Below are 15151 nucleotides of genomic sequence, written 5' to 3' on the forward strand. Positions count from 1 at the left end.
GGGTCTCGATTTGCTAATGCGACCCGTTTTCATCTAAAGCATGCCGAACGGCGCTTTATTGCGCCAGCGCAAACTGCGGCGAGAAGTCCGCCCGATCCGGTGTCGATCCGGGCCCGCAGGAGAGGAACAGGCCCATGTCCGACCCCGTCCGGAGCGAGACCATCGCCGGTTTGGATCTGTTCCGGGGCGCCGCTTCGGCGACGTGCGCCGATCTCGCCGAGACTGTCCGGGTCGATCATCATCGAGCCGGAGCCTATGTCGGCGAACAGGGCGCGAAGGTGGAGCGGGCCTATGCGCTGAGCCGCGGCAGCGCCCGTCTGATCCAGACCGGCGCCGACGGCGGGCAGGCGCTGATCCGATTTCTGGGACCCGGCGACATGTTCGCAACGGCCGCGCTCTTTGCGCAAGGGCGCTTTCCGGCGGACATTGTGGCTCTGGAGGCGGTCGTGGTTCTGAGTTGGCCCCGCGAGGTGCTGTTCCGCATTATGGAACGCGACCCCGTGGTTGCGGTGAACGTCATTCGTATTCTGGGGACGCGCTTGGCGCAATTGCAGGAGCGGATAAGGGAGAAGTCCTTCTTGCGTGCTGACCAGCGCATCGCCCTGGCCCTTCTGCGGCTTCTGGACCCGTCCGGTCGTCCTCAAGACGCCGCCGCCATCACGATCCCGCTGCGCCGCCAGGACGTCGCCGAGTTCGCCGGTACGACCCTGTATACGGCGAGCCGCATCATCGCCGGATGGGAAAAGTCCCGTTGGCTAAAGACGACAGGACGCCGTCTCATGGTGCTGGATCCCGCCGCGCTGAGACGCCTCGCCGAGGACGGCGTGAACGGGTCCAGCGCCGCAACGCACGCTGCGGCGAGCCGATAGCCGCATCCGATTCAGTCGAAAACCACGGGGTCGCCGGCGGTGTCGAAGGCGAGGAAGCGCTGGATGGCCCCGGTGTTGACAGCCTCGACCATGTTTTCGAGCGCCCGGTCTATGTCGGGCTTGGCAGGGGCGTATCCGTCGCGCCCGGCAAGGGCCGCGGCGAACACCAGGCCCCAGGGCGGTCCGGCCGTCGCCGCTTCGGCGGCGAAAACGTCGAAGCCCGCCAGGTCCTCTGGCGCCTTGTCCACGCACATCAAGGGGGTCAGGGTTCCACCCCGACCCAGGCGATGACGCTCGCGCTGCTCGGGCGTCGGGGCGTCCGGCAAGGCCACGGCGGCGAAGACGAAAAGCAGGCGGTGCGGGGTCTGCTGGGCCAAGGCGGCGGCGACGAGTTGCTGAAAATGAGAGGTCTGGGTCATCCGAGCAGAATGCCGCCTGATCCCCGCGCTGGGCTTGCGCCTGAACAAATCACGTTCGATTTGATCCTCAGCTCCATGGCGGGGTCTGTCCCGTTGGCGAACCCGAGCCCCGGTTTTCGCGCTTCGGCCAGCGCGCCCCGACAATCTCGCTGACCCCTTGTGCGATGCAACATTCCATGCCAGCAATGTCAGGCGGCGTCCTAAAGCGCTGCGCGTAACGGGGCGTCCTCAATGAGGGGAGACGCGCCGGACATTCAGCAGATTTCGGCAATGAAGCCGCCCGGGGCGCTCTGACATGAGCGTGTCGAGGCGGCTTTCGTGCGTCCGCGATCCGCACCGGGTTTGAACAAGCCACCAAACATGGCGGGGGATGAAGGTGATGGACAAGCGCAGATTCCTGATGGCCGGCGGCGCGCTGCTGGCCGGCGCCGCAGCGGGCCTCGCCGGATGTGGCGAGAGCGAGCCGCGTTCGAACGGCGCCACGGCGCCGGCGGGGACGGTCGAAAAACCCAATCTCAAACTCGGCTTCATCAAGCTGACGGATATGGCGCCCCTGGCGATCGCCAAGGAGAAGGGCTTTTTCCTTGAGGAGGGCCTGAACGTCGCCCTCGAACCCCAGGCCAATTGGAAGGTCCTGCTGGACGGCGTGATCGGCGGCCAGCTGGACGCCGCCCACATGCTGGCGGGGCAGCCGATCGCGGCGACCATCGGTCTGGGCACCAAGGCCGATCTTATCGCGCCGCTCAGCCTGGACCTGAATGGAAACGCCATCACGGTGTCGAACCGGATCTGGGCGCAGATCGCGCCGACCCTGCCCAAGGGCGCCGACGGCAAGCCCTTGCATCCGATCTCGGCCGCCGTCCTGATGCCGGTCGTCGAGCGTTTCCGGTCCGAGGGGCGTCCGCTCAAGTTCGGCATGGTCTTCCCGGTCTCCACCCACAATTACGAGCTTCGCTATTGGCTGGCGGCCGGCGGGATCCATCCCGGCTTCTATCTGCCGCGCGACGTGGCGGGCACGACCGGCGCGGACATCCAGCTGTCGGTCACGCCGCCGCCCCAGATGCCCGCCACCCTCGAAGCCGGCACCATCGAGGGCTATAGCGTCGGCGAGCCTTGGAACCAGGCGGCCGTCAAGAAGAAGATCGGCGTGCCCCTCATCGCCGATCACGACATCTGGCCCCGCAATCCCGAGAAGGTCCTGGGCATGACCCGGGCCTTCGCCGAGACCTATCCCGCCACCACCACCGCCCTGATCCGCGCCCTGATCAAGGCCCAGCAGTGGCTGGACGCCGACCAGGGCGCCAATCGCCCGGAGGCGGTGCAGATCCTGGCCCGCTCCAACTATGTCGGGGCCGACGCCGACGTGATCGCCGCCTCCATGACGGGGCGGTTCACCTATGCGCCCGGCGATGTCCGCCCCGCCCCGGAGTTCAACATCTTCTTCGGAAGCTTCGCCGGCTATCCGTTCGCTTCCGACGCGGTCTGGCAACTGACTCAGATGCGCCGGTGGGGCCAGATCGCCGAGGATCGTCCCGACGCCTGGTACCTGGAAACCGCTCAGGCGGTCTATCGCGCCGACCTCTATCTGGCCGCCGCGCGCGCGCTGGTCGCCGAGGGGGTGATCCCGGCCGAGTCCGTCCCGGAGACGGACGGCTTCAAAGAGGTGCAGACCGGCTTCATCGACGGCGTCGCCTACGACGGGCGCGCGCCCAACGCCTATCTGGCCAAGTTCGCCATCGGTCTGAAACAGGGTCAGCGGGTCGCCGCCTCCGGCGTCTCGCCGGCCTGATCGCGCAAAGGGGAGAAGATTGATGCTGACGAACCAGGTCGCGCCCGACGGTGAAACGCCCACCAAGGTCATCGGTCGCATACCGTCCGAGACGGCGCCGCGTCGGACGCCGTCCGAGGACGCCGCGTCCGACACCCGTTCGGCGTCGGAGGAGGGGAGAGCGTCCAGGCTCGTCCGTTTCGCCGCCGGGCTTGGAGTCAAGCTGGGGGCCAGATTGCGCGCCCTGGTTCCGCCCCTGGCGGGCATCGGGATTTTCATCCTGTTGTGGGCCATGGCGGCTCCTATGGTGAAGACCTCGTTGGGCGCCCTTCCCGGGCCCGTGGCGGTCGCGGCGCAGGGCGTCGCCCTGGCCGAGGAGTGGCAGGCCGGCCAGGCCGATCGGGCCGCCTTCTATGCGGCCCAGTCCGAGCGTAATGCCGGACTGGAAGCCGCCGGACGGGGGGGCGAGGTTCGCGATTTCCGTTACGCCGGATCGCCCAGTTTCATCGATCAGATCTTCACCTCCCTGTTCACGGTGGCCTTCGGGTTCGGCTTGGCGACGGTGGTCGCCGTGCCGCTCGGCCTGGTCTGCGGCCTGTCCAAGGGGTTCAACGCCGCCTTCAATCCCCTGGTGCAGATCTTCAAGCCGATCAGTCCGCTGGCCTGGCTGCCGATCGTGACCATGGTGGTGTCGGCGACCATGACCCGCCCGGATCCGGCCCTGCCCAAGAGCTTCGTCATTTCGGCGGTCGTGGTGATGCTGTGTTCGCTGTGGCCGACCCTGATCAATACGGCCGTCGGCGCCGCCTCGATCGACCGGGATCTGCTCAATGTCGGACGGGTGCTTCGCCTCAGCCCCTTCGCCCGGCTGAGACGCCTGATCCTGCCTTCGGCCCTGCCCTATATCTTCACGGGCATGCGGCTGTCGCTGAGCGTCGGCTGGATGGTGTTGATCGCCGCTGAGATGCTGGCGCAGAACCCCGGACTGGGCAAGTTCGTATGGGACGAGTTCCAGAACGGCAGCGAGCAGTCGCTGGCCCGCATCATGTTCGCGGTCATCGTCATCGGCCTGATCGGCTTCTTGCTGGATCGGTTGATGATGGCCCTGCAAGCCCTCGCCTCGCGGAACCACGCCAAATGAGCGCGCCGATCCTGTCCTTGCGGGGACTGAGCAAATCCTACCTGGGGGCCGACGGCGCGCGCACCGACGTCCTGTCCGGCGTGGAACTGGACGTTCAGGAAGGCGAGTTCGTCGCCGTTCTCGGCTTCTCGGGCGCGGGCAAGACGACCCTGGTGTCCGCCATCGCCGGGCTGATCGAGGCGGACAGCGGCGACATCCTGATCAAGGGCCGGCCCTGCGCCGGCCCCGGACCGGATCGCGGGGTCGTCTTTCAGAGCTATTCGCTGTTTCCCTGGCTGACTGTGGAACAGAATGTCAGGCTGGCGGTCGACGCCGTTCACCTGACGATGCCCAAGACGGAGCGGGTCGAACTGGTGCGCGCGACGGTCGCCCTGGTGGGACTGGCCCATGCGCTGGATCGCAAGCCGGCGCAGTTGTCGGGCGGCATGCGCCAACGCGTGGCGGTGGCGCGGGCTCTGGCGACAAAACCCGAGATCCTGCTGCTGGACGAACCCCTGTCGGCGCTGGACGCCCTGATCCGCGCCAAGCTCCAGGACGAGATCGAGCGGATCCGGCGCCAGGAGAAACGCACCATCGTCCTGGTGACCAACGACGTGGACGAGGCCCTGTTGCTGGCCGACCGGGTCGCGGTCCTGACGCCGGCGCCCCACGCCCATATCGGCCGAATCTTCGAGGTGGCCCTGGCTCGGCCGCGGGACCGCACCGAGCTGAACCATGACGAGGCCTATAAGACGCTGAGAAACGAGATCGTCGGCTATCTGGGGCGTCTCGCCGGCGGGGCGCGCGAGGCGGCGGCTTCGAACGTGATCGACCTGCCGACGGTGGCGCCGCTCGATCTCTTGGCGCCGCCCAAGGCCTATCAGGACGCCGCCTATAGTCCGATCCATCGCCGCTATCTCGAGTTCTACAACCTGTCCAAGGTCTATCCGACGCCCAAGGGCCCGCTGACGGTGGTCGAGAAGGTCAATCTGCTGATGGACCGCGGCGAGTTCATCTCGCTGATCGGGCATTCGGGGTGCGGCAAGTCCACGGTTCTGACCATGGCCGCCGGTCTCAATCCGATCTCTGACGGCGGCATCGTGTTGAACGGTCGGGAGATCGAGATCGCGGGACCGGACAAGGCGGTGGTGTTCCAATCGCCGTCCCTGATGCCCTGGTTGACGGCGCGCCAGAACGTGGCCCTGGGGGTCGAGCGTGTCTATCCCCACGCCACCCGCGCCGAGAGAGCCGACATCGTCGCCTATTATCTGGAACGGGTCGGCCTGGGCGACGCCATGAACAAGATGGCCGCCGATATGTCCAACGGCATGCGCCAGAGGGTGGGCATCGCCCGCGCCTTCGCCCTGTCGCCCCGACTGCTGCTGCTGGACGAGCCGTTCGGCATGCTGGACAGCCTGACGCGCTGGGATCTGCAGGACGTGCTGGTCGAGGTCTGGAACCGCACCAAGGTCACGACCGTCATGGTCACTCATGACGTGGACGAGGCGATCCTGCTGGCTGATCGGGTGGTGATGATGACCAACGGGCCGAACGCCACCATCGGCAAGGTGCTGGAGGTCGATCTGCCGCGTCCGCGCGACCGCCGCGCCCTGCTGGATCATCCGCAATTCTACGCCTATCGTGAGGAAGTGCTTCAGTTCCTGGCGGACTACGAGCACGGCGCTCACGCCGACGCCGCCTGATGCGGGTCTTTCTGGCCGGCATACCCTTGCATGACGCGCTTGTCGTCGTGGTCGGCGACGGGGAGGCGGCGCTGGCGAAACTGCGGCTGTTCGTCGGCTCGCCCGCCCGACTGGTCTGGTTCACCCCCGGCGGCCCCCCCGACGCGGATCGCCGGCCGGCGAACGCGCCCACGCCCAGGGCTCGCGCGCCGACGCGGGCGGATTTTCAGGAGGCGCGGCTGGTCTTCATCGCTCTGGAGCAGGAGGATGAGGCCGAGGCGGTCGCCCGCGATGCGCGGGCGGCGGGCGCCCAGGTCAATGTGGTGGACCGGCCGGCCTTGAGCGATTTCCAGACGCCGGCCCTGATCGACCGGGATACGATCGTCGTCGCCATCGCGACCGGCGGCGCCGCGCCGATCCTGGCGCGGGACCTGCGCAGCCGTATCGAAGCCATACTGCCCCAAGCGCTCGGCCCCCTCGCCGAGATCGCCGGCGAGATTCGTGACCAGGTCAAGACGGGCATTCCGGACTTCATGGCGCGGCGACGGTTCTGGGAACGGGCGTTTCGCGGTCTGGCCGTTGATCTGGTCGGACAAGGGCGGATATCGGCCGCCCGCGCCGAGATGATGCGGCTTATAGAGGCGGCGGCGCCGGAGGCGGGGAGTCTGTATGGTCTGGGGGCCGGATCGGGCGATCCGGAACTTTTGACGCTCAAGGCGCTGCGGATCATGCAGGACGCCGATGTCATCCTTTACGACCCGGAGGTCTCGGAGCTCGTCCTGGCGCGGGCGCGACGTGATGCGCCTCGGCGAAACCTGGCGGACGCCGGCCCCGCCGAAGCCTGCCGTCTGATGGTCGAACATTGGACTCAAGGCGAACGCGTCGTGAGACTGTATGCCGGCAATCCTGCGGCGTCTGAGCGGGCGAGGCGCGAGCAGGATGCCCTGAATGCAACAGGTTGCGAAATGATCGTCGTCCCGGTCGCGCTCGACGCGGCCCGTCTAGACTCTTGACGGAGGGCGCCGCTTACTCGCGTCGGGGAACATCACAATTGCGTATCGCCATCGTCGACGACACCGGCCTGCGCGCGACCATCCTGAAAGAGGGGCTGGCCGAGGCGGGCTACATCGATATCGAGGTCGTGGCGCCCCACGGCGGTTTCGTCGCGCGTCTGGAACGGATGGCGCCCGACATCGTGCTGATGGACCTGGGCGATCCCAGCCGCGACACGCTCGAGGAAATGCTGACCGTCAGCCGCGCTCTGGCTCGACCCATCGCCATGTTCGTCGACCGGTCGGACGATGCGATGATCGGCGCCGCCATTGACGCAGGGGTATCGGCCTATGTCGTCGATGGTCTCAGGAAGGAAAGGGTGAAGCCGATCCTGGAGCTGGCGATCCGCCGGTTCAACGCCTTCAACATCCTGAGGGCGGAGCGGGACGACGCGGTCACGGCCCTGGCCGACCGCAAGACCATCGATAAGGCCAAGACCCTGCTGATGCAGGGTCGCGGTCTGTCCGAGCCCGATGCCCACGCCCTGCTGCGCTCCACCGCCATGAACCAGAGCCGCCGCATCGTCGAGGTTGCCGAAGCCTTGATCACCGCCTACGCCCTGATCGACCCACCCAAGGGAACCGGACGATGACGCCGCTTTCAATCGCCTTTCTGCCCCTGACCGACAGCGCGGTGCTGGTCGCGGCCAAGGAGATGGGTTTCGCGGAAGCGGCCGGGCTGGACCTGACGCTGGTCCGCAACACCTCCTGGGCCACGGTTCGAGACCGTCTGGTCTACGGCCAGGTTCAGGCGGCGCACATGTTGGCGCCTCTGGCCGTGGCGGTGACCTTGGGGCTCAGCCAACAGCCGACCCGGCTGGTGGCGCCCTTCCGGCTGGGGATGAACGGCAACGCCTTGACCCTGTCGCATGAGTTCGCCGCCGCCCTGGACCCGGTGCTCGCGCATCGGGTCGAGGATCCTGTCGCGACCGCCCATGACTTCGCTTCGGCCATCGGCATGCACCGTCGCAAGCCGATCATCGGCGTGGTTCATCGGTTTTCCAGCCACGCCCTCATGCTGCGCTACTGGCTGGCGTTCGCGGGGGTCGATCCCGATCGGGACTTGACCCTGCGGGTGGCGCCGCCGTCCTTGATGGTGGAGGCGTTGCGGACCGGCGAGATCGACGGCTTCATGGCGGGCGAACCCTGGAGCAGTCTCGCCGTGGACGAAGGCCTGGGCCAGATCGCCGCTTTCGGATCACGGCTCTGGCGCCGGGGGGTGGAAAAGGTCCTGGCCGCGCGCGCCGACTGGGCCGAGGCCAATCCGGAGGTTCTGAACCGGCTCTTGATCGCCTTGGACCGTTCCGCCGCCTGGTGCGACGCGCCGGAAAATCGCCCCGCCCTGGCCCGGCTGCTGGCGGCGCCCAATTATGTGAACCAGTCGGCGGCGGTGATCGAGCGCGCCTTGGCCGGGCGACTGGTGCTCGGCCAGGGGGAAGCGCCCGTGGCCGAGGCGGACTTCCTCATGCTGCACCGCGAAGCCGCCACCGCGCCGGCGATCGATCATGGCCTGTGGATCTACTCGCAGTTCGTGCGTTGGGGCATGATCGAGGCGTCCGAAACGGCGCGCGCGGCCTCTGCGGCCGTCTTCCGTCCGGACCTGTATCGTCGCGCCGTTCCAGGCAGGGACGGGGCCGGAGCGGTCGGGAACTTCTTCGACGGCCGGCCCTTCGATCCCGACCGGATCGAGGCCTATGTCGAAAGCTTCGCCGAGGCCGCCGCATGATCGCGGACAAAAACCTCTTTGTGCGATGCAAAATGACCCCTTGCCGAGCAGGGAGAAACGAGTCAACCTCATCGAACTGAGGCAAGGACGCCTCGGATTGGTCGGAACCCTCCATCGATGGGGAGTCCCGGCTTTCGCGCCCTGACCGGATCGGTGGGGGTGATCGAGATTTGGCAAAGCCGCCATGCAGGCGCTGGGAAACCAGCGTCTGCATGGCGGCTTTTTTCGTTTGGGGCGTCGAATGGACGGTTTTGCAAAGGTCTTGGCGCGGTCCACGGGCGCGACCCGGGACACCCGGGAGCATCTGGTCGTCGTCGGCAATGGCATGGCCGGCTGCCGGGCGGTGGAGGAAATTCTCGCGCGCGACGCAGACCGATACCGGGTGACCATCTTCGGGGCCGAACCCCATGTGAACTACAACAGGATCATGTTGTCCCCCGTGCTGGCGGGCGAGAAGACCTTCGATCAGATCGTCATCAACGACCGCGCCTGGTACGCCGACAATGACATCGAACTGATCGTGTCGGATCCCGTCGAGGCGATCGATCGCGCCGCCCGGACCGTGACCGCGAAGTCAGGCCGCACCGTCGGCTATGATCGTCTGCTGATCGCCACCGGATCGGACCCCTTCATCATCCCCGTGCCGGGTCACGACCTCGACGGCGTCATCAGCTTCCGCGACATGGCCGACGTCGACCGGATGGTCGCCGCCGCGCAGCAGGGCGGGGACGCGGTTGTCATCGGCGGCGGCCTTCTGGGCCTGGAGGCGGCGCACGGCTTGAGCCTGCGGGGCATGAAGGTGACGGTCATCCATCTGATGCCGAACCTGATGGAACGGCAGCTGGACGAGGCCGCCGGCTGGCTGCTGAAGTCGGCGCTGGAGGCCCGGGGGCAGACCATCCTGACCGGCGGCGATACGGCGGAGATCGTCGGCGACGTCGGCGTCGAGGGGGTGCGACTGAAGGACGGTCGGCTGATCCCGGCGTCCCTCGTCGTCATGGCGGTCGGCATCCGACCCAATATAAGTCTAGCGCGTGCGGCCGGACTGGCCGTGGGGCGCGGCATTCATGTGGACGACCATATGGTCACCTCCGACCCGGCGGTTTTGGCCGTCGGAGAATGCGTCGAACACGCCGGTCAGGTCTATGGCCTGGTCGCCCCCCTGTGGGACATGTGTCGCGCCCTGGCCGATGGACTGACGGATCGTCATACGGGCTATCGTGGCTCGGTGACCTCGACCAAGCTCAAGGTGTCCGGCATTGACGTGTTTTCCGCTGGGGATTTTTCGGGCGGCGAGGGGGCGCAGGACATCGTCCTGAGGGACGCGTCGCGCGGCGTCTACAAGCGGGTGGTGGTGCGCGAGGACCGGATCGCGGGCGCGGTCCTGTACGGCGACACCGCCGATGGCGGCTGGTATTTCGACCTGATGAAACGGGGCGAGGACATCTCGTCGGTCCGCGACATGCTGATCTTCGGTCAGGCCTTCGCCCTGGGAGGAGGGCCGCCGGACCCTAGGGCGGCCGTTGCAGCCCTCTCGGACGAAGCCGAGATCTGCGGCTGCAACGGCGTGTCCAAGAAGACGGTTGTCGCCGCAATCGAGGGCGGCGCGGCGACGCTGGACGCCATTCGCGGCGGCTGCAAGGCTTCGGCCTCCTGCGGGTCCTGCACCGGTCTGGTGGAAACCCTGCTGGCCGTGACCCTGGGCGACGACTATGCGGGCGAGCGCGCCGTTCGGACCCTGTGCAAATGCACCAGCTTCGGTCACGACGACGTGCGTCGGGAGATCGTGGCCCAAGGGATGCGGACAATCCCTGAGGTCATGCAAAGACTCCATTGGACGACGCCCGACGGCTGTTCGTCGTGCCGTCCGGCCTTGAATTATTATCTGCTGTGCGCCCTGCCCGGAGACTATGTGGACGACCAGCAAAGCCGGTTCGTCAACGAACGTCTGCACGCCAATATCCAGAAGGACGGGACCTATTCGGTAGTGCCGCGGATGTGGGGCGGGGTCACCAATCCGCGCGAACTGCGCGCCATCGCCGATGTGGTCGAGAAATACGACGCCCCCCTGGTCAAGGTCACCGGCGGCCAGAGGCTGGATATCTTTGGCATCAAGAAGGAGGATCTGCCGGCGGTCTGGGCGGATCTGAACGCCGCAGGCATGGTGTCGGGCCACGCCTACGGCAAATCACTCCGCACGGTGAAGACCTGCGTCGGGTCGGACTGGTGCCGGTTCGGCACCCAGGACTCCACCGGTCTGGGCATCCAGGCCGAGCGCATGACCTGGGGCAGCTGGATGCCCCACAAGTTCAAGATCGCGGTGTCGGGCTGCCCCCGCAACTGCGCCGAGGCCACCATCAAGGATTTCGGCGTCATCTGCGTCGACAGCGGTTATGAACTCCATGTCGGGGGCAACGGCGGCATCCATGTTCGGGTCACCGATCTGTTGTGCAAGGTCGCGACCGAGGCCGAGGCGCTGCACTATTGCGCCGCCTTCATCCAGCTTTACCGCGAACAGGCCCGCTATCTCGAGCGCACCGCGCCCTGGATCGAACGCGTCGGACTGGAGTGGATCAAGGCCCGGATCGTCGAGGACGCCGAGGGGCGCGACGCCCTGGCCGCACGCTTCCTCTACGCCCAGAGCTTCAGCCAGGAGGATCCCTGGGCCGCACGAGTGAGCGGGGTCGATCGCGAACTTCACCAACCCCTGGTCCTGGCGGAGACGGCGTGATGCGGGCGGAGCGATGGATGGATGCGGGGGCCGTCGAGGAGATCCCCCTGCGCGGCGCCCGCACGGTGACGGTGGGTGAAGACGCGATCGCGGTGTTCCGCACAGGCGACGGCGCCGTCTTCGCCCTGATCGATCGTTGCCCCCACAAGGGTGGCCCGCTGAGCCAGGGTATCGTCCACGGCCACAGCGTCGCCTGCCCGCTGCACAACTGGAGCATCGCCCTGGCCACCGGCGAAGCGCAGGCGCCGGATCGCGGCTGCACCCCGACGATCCCGGTCAGGATCGAAGCCGGGCGGGTGCTGATTGCGACGTCCAGCCCGGTCCTCGCCTGAGGTGACCCGGCCCGTCTGCACCACCTGTCCCTATTGCGGCGTCGGCTGCGGCGTGGTCGCGCGCGTCACGGGCGAGCGCACGGTGGACATCGCGGGCGACCGCGACCACCCCGCCAATAGGGGGCGGCTGTGTTCCAAGGGCACACATCTGGGCGAGACGGTCGGACTGAACGGCAGGCTGCTGCACCCGATGATCGGCGACCGGCGCGCCGCCTGGGACGAGGCGCTGGATCTGGTGGCGGACCGTTTCGCGACCGCCGTCGCCGAGCACGGCCCTGACAGCGTCGGCTTCTATGTCTCGGGCCAGCTTCTGACCGAGGACTATTATGTGGCCAACAAGCTGATGAAGGGGTTTATCGGCTCGGCCAATATCGACACCAATTCAAGACTTTGCATGTCCAGCGCGGTGTCGGCTCATCTGCGGGCCTTCGGCGAGGACGTCGTGCCGGCCTGTTACGAGGACCTGGAGGCGGCCGATCTGATCGTGCTGGTCGGCTCCAACACCGCCTGGTGCCATCCCGTGGTCTGGCAAAGGATCGAGGCGGCCCGGTCGCGGAGCGGCGTCAAGCTTGTCGTCATCGATCCGCGCCGCACCGAGACCGCTGAGATGGCGGATCTGCATCTGCCCCTTCGCGCCGGAACAGACGTCAGACTTTTCAACAGTCTTCTGGCGGCGCTTCGTGCACGAGGGCAGGTCGATGAGGCCTATATCGCGGCCCATGTCCTCACCCCTGAAGGCTTTTGGGAGGGGATTGCGGAGGACGCGGACCCGGGCGCCGCCGCGGCGGCCTGCGGTCTCGATCCTGTCGTCCTCGACGCCTTCTTCGATCTGGCGGCCCGTCATCCCCGCACCGTCACCCTGTTCAGTCAGGGCGTGAACCAGTCGACCCAGGGCGCCGACAAGGCCAACGCCATCATCAATTTTCATCTGGCGACCGGTCGGATCGGAAAGCCCGGCGCGGCGCCCTTCTCCATCACCGGACAACCGAACGCCATGGGCGGGCGCGAGGTCGGGGGGCTGGCCTCCACCCTGGCCGCCCATATGGATTTCGCCGAGGACAATCGGGATCGGGTCGGGCGGTTCTGGGGCGCTCCGGCCCTGGCGGCCGCGCCCGGATTGAAGGCCGTGGATCTGTTCCGGGCCGCCGGCGACGGTCGGCTCAAGGCCCTGTGGATCATGGCCACCAATCCGGCCGTCAGCATGCCCGACGCCGGCGCGGTCCGCGACGCCCTGGCGGCCTGTCCCTTCGTCGTCGTCTCGGACGTGATGGCCGACACCGACACCGGCCGCCTGGCCCATGTGCGGTTCCCTGCGGCGGCCTGGGGGGAGAAAGACGGGACGGTCACCAACTCCGAGCGTATGATCAGCCGCCAGAGACCTTTCTTCCCTCCGCCGGGCGAGGCGCGGCCCGACTGGCGGACCCTCGCGGACGTGGGGCGTCGGATGGGGCACGGGTCCGGTTTCGCCTGGACCACGCCGGCCGAGGTGTTCGACGAACATTGCCGTCTGACCGCCTTCGAGAACGACGGGCGTCGGCGTCTGGACCTGTCGCCGCTGATCGGTCTGGATGCGGCGGCCTATGACCGGATGACACCCGTCCGTTGGGGCGCCGATCGCGTCTTCGCGGACGGTTCTTTTTCGACGCCGGACGGCCGGGCCCGTCTGGTGGCGGTGCGCCAGCAGCCGCTGGTGAACCACGACCTGATCCTGAACACCGGACGCTATCGGGATCAGTGGCATACGATGAGCCGCACCGGATTGTCGCCGCGCCTGTCCCAGCACCGTCGCGAACCCCTGGTCGAGCTACACCCCGACGACGCGGCGCGGTTCGGCCTGGCTGACGGGGATCTGGCCGTCGTGCGGACGGCGCAGGGCGAGAGCGTCTTCCGTCTTGCAATCACCGACGCCCAGCGACCGGGCGAGGCCTTCGCGCCGATCCACTGGACGGACCGGACGGCGTCAGGGGGGCGGACGGGGCGGCTGGCCGATCCTGCGGCGGACCCCGTGTCGGGCCAGCCGGGGTTCAAACGAACGGCCATGACCGTGACCCGGCTTCACACCGACTGGCGCGCCTTCTTGATCCTGCGGGGGGAGACCGGGGTTCAGCCGGACTGTGTCTGGTGGGCGGCGGTGACGGCCCCCGGCGGCCGACTGTTCGAACTGGCGGGGAACGGCGATCCGCACGCCCTGGAGGCCCTGCTGCCGGACGGCGAGCGGATGACGGCCGTGGACCCGGCGCGCGGGACCTTGCGGATCGGCGTCCTGAAGGACGGGCGGCTTCAGGGCGCGCTGTTTGTCGCGCGCGACGGGCGACTTCCGGCCCGGGACTGGCTGCTGGCCCAGCTGTCGGAGACGGTTGAGACCGCCGGGCTCCTGGCCGGGCGAGCGCCGGGGGCGGCCGTGGATCGCGGGCCTGTCGTCTGCGCCTGTTTCGACGTGCGCGCCCGGACCATCCTGACCGCCATCGCCGAACAGGGGCTGACGAGCGTGGCCGAGGTCGGCGCAGCCCTGTCCGCCGGCTCCAACTGCGGCTCGTGCCGCCCCGCCATCGCCAGACTGCTTGCCGCCTAGGAGAGCGACCGTCCATGACCCGCAAAGATCCGTCTCACGCCGCCTTTCCCCGTCGAACCTCTATCAAGGCTGGCGGGTCCATCGGGGGCGAGGTCTGGCTGGTCGGGGCCGGGCCGGGCGATCCCGACCTGATCACCCGACAGGCCGAACGCCTGATCCGCGCCGCCGACGTCGTCTTTTATGACGCCCTGGTCGGGCCGGGGGTTCTGGCGCTCATTCCCGATGCGGTCGAACGCGTTTGCGTGGGCAAGCGGGCCGGCGTCCATTCCAAGCCCCAGGGCGGCATCAACGATCTGCTGCTGGCGGCCGCCCTGGCAGGCCGACGGGTGGTGCGGCTGAAGGGCGGCGACGCGTCAATGTTCGGCCGGTCCGCCGAGGAATTGGCTCATCTTCAGGCGCATGGGGTGCGCGTCCATGTGGCGCCGGGGGTTACGACGGCCAGCGCCGCCGCCGCCCGCGCCGGCGTCTCTCTGACCCTGAGGGGCGTGGCGCGGCGGGTTCAGTTCGTCACAGCCCATGCCCGCGCCGGAGAAGCCCTGGACATGGACTGGGCCGCGCTCGCCGATCCCAGCGCCACCCTGGCCGTCTATATGGGGCGAGCCGCCGCGCCGGAACTGAAGCGACGCCTGATGGCGGAGGGCATGGCGGGAGATACGCCCGTGCTGGTCGCCGTCAATGTCAGCCTGGCGGACGAGAAACTGCTGTTCACGCGGTTGGACCTGTTGCCCCTGACCGTCGGCGCCCTGGCGGAGGACGCGCCGACCCTGATGCTGATCGGCCAGGCGGTCGGTCGGCAAGCCGCTGTGGCGGAAACGCCCGTCGGCGCCGACGTCGCCGCAGCCGGTTCGGCGCGGCCGTGGTGAGCGACCGTGTGTCCGTC

Annotated in this window: 12 protein-coding genes; 11 read left to right on the top strand and 1 reads right to left on the bottom strand. The window is 67.9% G+C overall.

The window, feature by feature from the left end; genetic code table 11:
- The first annotated feature begins 134 nt into the window (after positions 1-134).
- On the top strand, positions 135-869 hold the full coding sequence (locus AC07NC_RS14180; protein WP_008260628.1) for a Crp/Fnr family transcriptional regulator: 735 nt from the start codon (positions 135-137) through the stop codon (positions 867-869).
- Between the two features lie 11 nt (positions 870-880).
- Here AC07NC_RS14180 and AC07NC_RS14185 read toward each other — a convergent pair whose 3' ends face one another.
- On the bottom strand, positions 881-1288 hold the full coding sequence (locus tag AC07NC_RS14185; RefSeq protein ID WP_008263563.1) for a hypothetical protein: 408 nt from the start codon (positions 1286-1288) through the stop codon (positions 881-883).
- A gap of 379 nt (positions 1289-1667) precedes the next feature.
- Between AC07NC_RS14185 and AC07NC_RS14190 the strand changes: the two genes are divergently transcribed.
- The 10 genes from AC07NC_RS14190 to cobA all read left to right on the top strand — a co-directional run bounded on the left by AC07NC_RS14190 (position 1668) and on the right by cobA (position 15134).
- Positions 1668-3077, top strand: coding sequence for a CmpA/NrtA family ABC transporter substrate-binding protein (locus AC07NC_RS14190; protein ID WP_230307533.1), 1410 nt, complete (start codon positions 1668-1670; stop codon positions 3075-3077).
- Positions 3078-3099: 22 nt separating this feature from the next.
- Positions 3100-4197: an ABC transporter permease gene (locus tag AC07NC_RS14195; protein ID WP_494569953.1), complete on the top strand. Its 1098-nt coding sequence runs from the start codon at positions 3100-3102 to the stop codon at positions 4195-4197.
- Positions 4194-5879, top strand: a complete 1686-nt coding sequence (locus tag AC07NC_RS14200) for an ABC transporter ATP-binding protein (RefSeq protein WP_154725582.1) — start codon at positions 4194-4196, stop codon at positions 5877-5879. Before AC07NC_RS14195 ends, AC07NC_RS14200 begins: the two co-directional genes overlap by 4 nt.
- Positions 5879-6871: a siroheme synthase gene (locus AC07NC_RS14205; protein ID WP_008261796.1), complete on the top strand. Its 993-nt coding sequence runs from the start codon at positions 5879-5881 to the stop codon at positions 6869-6871. The genes AC07NC_RS14200 and AC07NC_RS14205 overlap by 1 nt, the downstream gene beginning before the upstream one ends.
- Positions 6872-6909: 38 nt before the next feature.
- Positions 6910-7503 (top strand): ANTAR domain-containing response regulator, encoded by a 594-nt coding sequence (locus AC07NC_RS14210; RefSeq protein WP_008262932.1) that lies wholly within the window; start codon positions 6910-6912, stop codon positions 7501-7503.
- On the top strand, positions 7500-8636 hold the full coding sequence (locus AC07NC_RS14215; protein ID WP_154725583.1) for a CmpA/NrtA family ABC transporter substrate-binding protein: 1137 nt from the start codon (positions 7500-7502) through the stop codon (positions 8634-8636). Before AC07NC_RS14210 ends, AC07NC_RS14215 begins: the two co-directional genes overlap by 4 nt.
- Before the next feature lie 241 nt (positions 8637-8877).
- Entirely contained in the window at positions 8878-11367 is a 2490-nt protein-coding gene (gene nirB, locus AC07NC_RS14220; protein WP_050771652.1) for a nitrite reductase large subunit NirB, read from the top strand.
- Positions 11367-11699 carry a nitrite reductase small subunit NirD gene (gene nirD / locus AC07NC_RS14225; RefSeq protein WP_040349647.1) on the top strand — a complete coding sequence of 111 codons (333 nt, stop codon included), beginning with the start codon at positions 11367-11369 and terminating at the stop codon, positions 11697-11699. The genes nirB and nirD overlap by 1 nt, the downstream gene beginning before the upstream one ends.
- Entirely contained in the window at positions 11671-14271 is a 2601-nt protein-coding gene (locus tag AC07NC_RS14230) for a nitrate reductase (RefSeq protein WP_230307534.1), read from the top strand. The genes nirD and AC07NC_RS14230 overlap by 29 nt, the downstream gene beginning before the upstream one ends.
- A 14-nt stretch (positions 14272-14285) precedes the next feature.
- Positions 14286-15134, top strand: a complete 849-nt coding sequence (gene cobA, locus AC07NC_RS14235) for a uroporphyrinogen-III C-methyltransferase (protein ID WP_230307535.1) — start codon at positions 14286-14288, stop codon at positions 15132-15134.
- The last annotated feature ends 17 nt before the right edge of the window (positions 15135-15151 follow it).

The sequence above is a fragment of the Brevundimonas sp. GW821-FHT10A07 genome, from assembly GCF_059415785.1.

Bases quoted from the DNA above. Each gene is read 5' to 3' on its own strand.
- cobA (WP_230307535.1), top strand. From the start codon at position 14,286: ATGACCCGCAAAGATCCGTCTCACGCCGCCTTTCCCCGTCGAACCTCT.
- AC07NC_RS14205 (WP_008261796.1), top strand. From the start codon at position 5,879: ATGCGGGTCTTTCTGGCCGGCATACCCTTGCATGACGCGCTTGTCGTC.
- AC07NC_RS14185 (WP_008263563.1), bottom strand. From the start codon at position 1,288: ATGACCCAGACCTCTCATTTTCAGCAACTCGTCGCCGCCGCCTTGGCC.
- AC07NC_RS14190 (WP_230307533.1), top strand. From the start codon at position 1,668: ATGGACAAGCGCAGATTCCTGATGGCCGGCGGCGCGCTGCTGGCCGGC.
- AC07NC_RS14180 (WP_008260628.1), top strand. From the start codon at position 135: ATGTCCGACCCCGTCCGGAGCGAGACCATCGCCGGTTTGGATCTGTTC.
- nirB (WP_050771652.1), top strand. From the start codon at position 8,878: ATGGACGGTTTTGCAAAGGTCTTGGCGCGGTCCACGGGCGCGACCCGG.
- nirD (WP_040349647.1), top strand. From the start codon at position 11,367: ATGCGGGCGGAGCGATGGATGGATGCGGGGGCCGTCGAGGAGATCCCC.
- AC07NC_RS14200 (WP_154725582.1), top strand. From the start codon at position 4,194: ATGAGCGCGCCGATCCTGTCCTTGCGGGGACTGAGCAAATCCTACCTG.
- AC07NC_RS14215 (WP_154725583.1), top strand. From the start codon at position 7,500: ATGACGCCGCTTTCAATCGCCTTTCTGCCCCTGACCGACAGCGCGGTG.
- AC07NC_RS14195 (WP_494569953.1), top strand. From the start codon at position 3,100: ATGCTGACGAACCAGGTCGCGCCCGACGGTGAAACGCCCACCAAGGTC.